Source organism: Okeania sp. SIO2B9 (genome assembly GCF_010672505.1).
Lineage (GTDB): Bacteria > Cyanobacteriota > Cyanobacteriia > Cyanobacteriales > Microcoleaceae > Okeania > Okeania hirsuta.
Genome location: NZ_JAAHGK010000411.1, coordinates 1 through 5,635, shown reverse-complemented (window position 1 = coordinate 5,635; position 5,635 = coordinate 1). Strand labels below are relative to the sequence as shown.

General features: G+C 35.1%; 4 protein-coding genes. 1 reads left to right on the top strand and 3 read right to left on the bottom strand.

From position 1 onward, the window contains the following. Nucleotides 1-682 (top strand): sulfotransferase family protein (locus F6K13_RS15705; protein WP_287287807.1); only part of this gene is annotated, 682 nt, incomplete at its 5' end. Between the two features lie 138 nt (nucleotides 683-820). Here the strand turns inward: F6K13_RS15705 and F6K13_RS15700 are convergent. The 3 genes from F6K13_RS15700 to F6K13_RS15690 all read right to left on the bottom strand — a co-directional run bounded on the left by F6K13_RS15700 (nucleotide 821) and on the right by F6K13_RS15690 (nucleotide 5,230). Beyond that, entirely contained in the window at nucleotides 821-1,372 is a 552-nt protein-coding gene (locus F6K13_RS15700) for a Uma2 family endonuclease (RefSeq protein ID WP_124144948.1), read from the bottom strand. A 41-nt stretch (nucleotides 1,373-1,413) separates the two neighbouring features. Further along, nucleotides 1,414-2,943: an NAD(P)/FAD-dependent oxidoreductase gene (locus tag F6K13_RS15695; RefSeq protein WP_124144947.1), complete on the bottom strand. Its 1,530-nt coding sequence runs from the start codon at nucleotides 2,941-2,943 to the stop codon at nucleotides 1,414-1,416. A 484-nt stretch (nucleotides 2,944-3,427) separates the two neighbouring features. Continuing rightward, on the bottom strand, nucleotides 3,428-5,230 hold the full coding sequence (locus tag F6K13_RS15690; protein WP_287244983.1) for an ABC transporter ATP-binding protein: 1,803 nt from the start codon (nucleotides 5,228-5,230) through the stop codon (nucleotides 3,428-3,430). Between the last annotated feature and the right edge of the window lie 405 nt (nucleotides 5,231-5,635).

Genomic DNA, 5,635 nt, shown 5'->3' with positions numbered 1-5,635 from the left:
TGAAAAAACTTTTATGCAACGCTGCGATACAGTAGTTCTACATGCCCCCTTTGCCGACATCTATTATTTTAGTAAGTGGCGACGATCCACTAGCTTTGGGAATCGTCAGGATCGACAAAACTACGACATCAAATCAGCAGTTGAGGAGATTAAATCAAAGGTGGCTCCCCTAGTCTTCTTTAAAGACATGGCTTTTCAGGCACTTCCCTATATTGATAAGGAGTTTAAATATTTTCTTGGTTCAATCATTAATACTTTCATTATTCGCCACCCTCAAGAAACAATTACTTCACTTTATAAACTGTATGAAAACTTTACAGAGGAGGAGTTTGGCTTTAGTTCTTTGGATGAAATGTACAAAATAGTGACTCAAGAACTTGGACAGCAACCAATTGTAGTTGAGAGTAATCGCTTCCGACAGAATCCAGATAAAATTTTGGCTAGTTATTGCCAACGCATTGGGGTTGAGTTCGATCCTCGAATGTTGGGTTGGAACGATGGTAAATTGAAGCAGTGGGAGTCAAGAGACTATGAATTTCATACAAAATGGTATAAAACTTTAGAAAATAGTAGTGGAATTCTGCCACCAACGCAAGTTAAAATTAACATTTTTCCTGAGCATAGAAAAATGGTTGAGCGGGCGGAGAGGATTTATGAAAAGCTTAGTCGCTCCACAGTTTAATGGCTTTTGCTTTCTCTTAAACGTCAATTTACTCAACAGCAAATCCAGTATATTGGCGTTTATAAGGAGTACGATCATATGAAATACCTTTTAAACATTCAAACTTAACGTAATACTTGAGAAGAATAAACAGTCTTCTCAATCAAACTCAGGTGCCCAAACTTCCACCACAGGCAATTCCCAACCCGGAAGCAATTCCGGCACTTGCAGCACATCCCCATCCCCCAGCACAACTTTATCTCTATTAAGGCGATAAACTTCCATGGTGCGAGTTCTCGGATCGACTAACACCCCAACTTTAGTTCCCAATTCCAAAAACTCCTGTATCTTCTGACATAATTTAGTTAAACTATCCGTTTTAGATTTAACTTCAAACATCAAGTCAGGAACTAACTCCGCGTAACCTTCTGTAGTGGGAGGTAAACGTTCAGCTAGGATAAAAGAAGCATCGGAAGTGCGAACATCTCCATCTGCGTTAGGTAAACGAAAACCAGCACTAGAACCGGATACTCTACCTAATTTACGAGGACGTACCCAATTCCGAAGTTGAGCAGCAATTTCTATTGTTACTTCTTCAGATTCTAACCCTGAAGGACTCATAAAAATAATTTCTCCACTGACTAATTCCATCCTATAATCAGGATGTTGTACTTGTAGCTTTTCTAAATCTTTTACTGTTAAACTAGGCATTTTGAAAACCTCCTATCTGTATCTTTAATTGTATCTCAATTTCAAAATATAGAACTTTCCAGAATATCAATTACTGCTGAAACGGCTGTTTGAATTGCTCCTTGAACCGAAGCATGATTAATACCTAAATGTTCCCCGGCAAAGAATACACGGGGATTATTTATAGGATAAGGTTGACCAAGAAAAGGTTGATATTTTTCCCGATCGCCAGGGGCAAAATAGGCATAAGAACCAGAACCAAGATTATTATCTTCATCCCAGATACTATGAACAACATCATCAGTATATTGTTTAATATTGGGATGTAGTTGGGAAACTTCTTCTAAAGTTAAATCTGTTTTAGTTGACTCATCTAAAGTAACAAACTTTCTGGAATTATCTTCCCAACGATAAGCAGCAGTTAATACAGATGGCTGATAGGAAATATCTTTATTCTTAGCAACAAAATGAGGTTGAGAAAAGTTGTTTGAATCTAATTGAGCATTATCGCAAGGATACCAACACTTTTCAATATTTAAGTCCGTAAAACTGCCCCCGCCATAAATATTTTCTGCAAATTCCCAAGGACGGGCAGTACAGTGTAATAGAGTTTTACTAGAACTACAATAACCTAAATTGTTAATAGCTTCCTGTTGTTTACTAGGCAAAATAGGGTCAAAATTAATTCGAGCTAAAGCAGTAGTTGGAACAGTACAAATAATATAGTCAAATTCGGCAGTCTGTTGCTTATCCAACTTATTCCAGTCAACTAGAACCCCTTTATCTGTGATTGCTATATTCGTTACTTTTGCTTCAGTCTCGATTTTTCCTGATATTCTTTTAGCCAAAGCCTTAATTAAAATATCCATCCCTCCAATTAACTCATATTGTTCAACTTGATGCCAAGCAAAGAAGTCAATTAAACCATTTAATAGAGAAACTTTTTCATAATGGATTGCTCCAGTAGCATGACCTAGTAATTGAAAAGCATCGGGAGAAAGATGGTTGTGAAAAAATTCAGTAACTGTTAAATTATCCCATTTTCTAACTCGATCGCTGGTAAAAGTTGGCGCAAATAATTCCCATTTTTCCTGTTCGGAAAAAGAATCGATTAATTCTGACAATAACTCATCGTAAATTATCCCAGGATCTTTTTTTTCATCAGTGGTTAAATTGTAAACAGAAAACAACTCTTGATAACTATCTAAACAAGTCTTCTTTCCTCTCAGATAATAAAAAGCTGCAGGATTATAATTAATAAAAGGTCTTTTAGGTAACTTAAACTTATCTATATAGTGTAAAGTGCAACCATGACTTGCGGGAATTCGCATTGCACCCAATTCTCCATAAGTCCCGTCCCTAAAATAATGAGTTTTAATTCTTCCTCCCAAACGAGAATCAGCTTCTAATAAAGTAACTTTATGGTTGAGTTGACTTAGTTCGTAAGCACTAACAAGTCCCGCAATTCCTCCGCCAATAATTGCAACTTGTTTGCGAGTACCGCTCTGGTCGTAGGGAATAAGAGAACCAGGATGACTATACAAGCACTCAAAAGAAAATGGACAATCTAAGTCTAAAATTTGGTCGTACATTATATATTCGACTTGAATTAATTTTAATAAATCATTAAAAGCAGCATCGGTTTATCCCTCCTGAGTTAGTGCTAAAAGTAACATTAAGCTCTTCATCAATACTCTCATCCACGTTTAGAAGTCCAACAAGGGGGCAAGTTATTTGGTTTTACCTGGAATATATTGACTAACTACAGTAGCCAGATGGCCATTCGCCCGTACAGTAGCCAGTAGGAATAGCTTCAATATCATTTTTTAGGGTCAAACAATATTCTTTTTCTCAAAGATCAATCTGACTTCCAGCATTTTAGCTGACCCAATTATTGATAACATTCTTTTTTTAAATTGGTATTATATCAAGTTTCATTATTATTAATATAATTGCGCTCCTTCTAAACCTTAACTCTGATTATTTTAGTAAGCATTCAGCTATTGCTTTTTTCTCCTTTAAAGAGAATAAAGCTGATAGCTGACCGCTGTTTGCGCAGCATTCGGGAGGAAATACTTATTTATTTTCAGATAATTGTAGTCCGTAGAGATAAGCATATCTCCCCTCTTGAGCAATTAATTCTGCATGATTTCCCATTTCCACAATTTTGCCTTCTTCCAGAACTACAATTAAATCTACATCACAAATAGTTGAAAGTCGATGAGCAATAACCAAGCTAGTACGTCCTTGAAAAAGATTATTTACAGACTCTTGAATTAATTTTTCTGACTCAGAATCTAAAGCTGAAGTTGCTTCATCTAAAATGACAATTTGAGGGTTTTTTAGCAACACTCGGGCGATCGCTATTCTTTGTCTCTGTCCTCCTGATAATTTCACTCCTTGCTCGCCAATAATAGAGTTATAACCATCAGGAAAACTCATAATAAAGTTATGAGCATTAGCCGCTTTTGCTGCTGTTTCAATTTCTTCATCTGTCGCATCTAACTTACCGTAAATAATATTATCTCGTACCGTACCGTAGAGCAGTAATGTTTCTTGAGGAACAATGCCAATATGCGATCGCAATGAATTTAAACTTACATCTCTTAGGTCGTGTTCATCAATTAAAATTCGCCCTTTTTTCGGGTCATAAAAACGTGCTGCTATTTTAGCAATTGTACTTTTTCCAGCACCGGAAGAACCTACTAAAGCTACTGAAGTTCCTGGTTTAATATCTAAGTTGAAATCCTCAATAACTAACTCTCTATCTTGATAACCAAACCCCACTTCTTCAAATTTGATATTACCCTGAATAGAGGTTAAATCAATAGCATTTTCCTTATCAATAACTTCCAGTTTAGTATCTAGAACTGAAAAAATATTTTGAGCTGATACTGTTGCTTTTTGAATCATGCTGATTAACCCACTAAACCGACTAATTGGTTTATTTAGAAGGGTGACATAACTCAAAATAGCTGTTAATTCTCCAATAGTCAAACTACCAACCATTACTCCCCAAGAAGCAAAAACTAATGCAATGACATTACCTAGTTTATTCAGGGTATTAATTACTGGTGTAGATATAGCTAAAAATCGAGTTGCCTGGAGGTTTTTCTCCATATAATTATGACTATATTCACTAAATCGGTCAATTTCATACTGCTCGTTACCAAAAGATTTAATGATTGTAATATTCGATATAGTGTCTTGTAAATGATTGCTAATTATCTCTCTTGCTCGATTCGTATCTTGGAATATTTTTTTGAGTCTTTTCTGAGTAAATTGTAAAAGATAAATTATCAAAGGCCAAGTCAGGGCGATCGCTATTGCTAGAAGCCAATTACTGATTAATAAATAAATAAAAACGACAATAAAAGCAAAACTATCAATTAGAATTGCGATTAAATTAGAATTCAGTAATTGCCCGACTATTTCTACATCTCTTCCCAATCGTAATATTAATTCACCAGTACGTTGATTTTCAAAATAACTAATGGACAAAAATTGAAGATGTTGATATAGCTTTATGCGAATACTTTTAATTGTGTTTTCTCCAAATATTTTTATCGCATACAATTGCAAAAAAGATAATATACCTCCTACTAAACTCATCAATAGGATAAGTGCTGCTACCCAAGGCAGCATATTGAATTCTTTTGCGGGAATAATTACATCAATAACATAGCGATTAATTTGGGGGACAAAGAAAGTAATAAATGAGGCAATTATTGTTAATAATATGCCTAGTAAAAACGGTGTTTTATATGGTAAACCATAGCTAAATAGGCGCAGATATAAATTCTGGGATTCTACTTTTTCCTCTGATTTTTCTATGTTAACCTGAGTTGGAATTTTGTCAATAGTATTAGATTTTGTCATGTCTCAAGCTAATAGGGTAAAGTTGCTCTTCTTATTTTATACTTCCTATTATAGATAATAGGTTAAAGGTTGCTACTGAAGGGGGGCGGGTAATGGTAAATTAATGTCATGTATCGAGATTCTAGAAAAAACCCGCCCCTACAAAATTTCCCACTGATAACTGATAATTGGACTTTGGACAAAAAGAAAAAGTGGTTAGCGTAAGTATTACACTAACTAATCGGTGATTGTATTAGAAATCAAATCTGGAATTATCTTCGTTTCTCACATTATTTATCATCCTGAAGATCATAGGATGGGTCTGGTTCAATTTCTCCACCAAAACAAATATCTAAATAACTTTCTTGAAGGGAATGAACAACTCTCTCCAACTCATCAATAAGATTCCTTCGAGTCATTTTTTCA